General features: G+C 37.5%; 1 protein-coding gene. It reads right to left on the bottom strand.

Features of this window, described 5'->3' with window-relative positions; all coding sequences use genetic code 11:
* A partial coding sequence (locus KIH86_RS30100) for an AAA family ATPase (RefSeq protein ID WP_223110467.1) occupies positions 1–171 on the bottom strand: 171 nt, incomplete at its 3' end.
* Between the last annotated feature and the right edge of the window lie 82 nt (positions 172–253).

The raw sequence follows: 253 nt of genomic DNA, 5'->3' as shown, positions 1-253 counted from the left end.
TATTTTCCCTTTAAAATCACCAAGTGGATCTTTGGTTAATATAAATGGATTACCTACATTTAAAACGTCAACCTCCACAACATCACTTACTGGATTTCGAATATCTTCCCATATACGTTGCATCACGTAAGTCTTCCCGGTTCCCGGGGGCCCGTAAAGTAGTACATTCATATTACTTCCCAGAGACTCTATTGTCTCTAAAACAGAGGAGTTTCCAATAAGTCCCAAATTAGTTTGAAAATATAGAATCCCT

Origin of the sequence: Paenibacillus sinensis (assembly GCF_019904155.1) — a bacterium.
In the GTDB taxonomy this organism is placed as follows: domain Bacteria; phylum Bacillota; class Bacilli; order Paenibacillales; family Paenibacillaceae; genus Paenibacillus_AQ; species Paenibacillus_AQ sinensis.
This window is presented reverse-complemented; position numbering and strand designations above follow the sequence as displayed.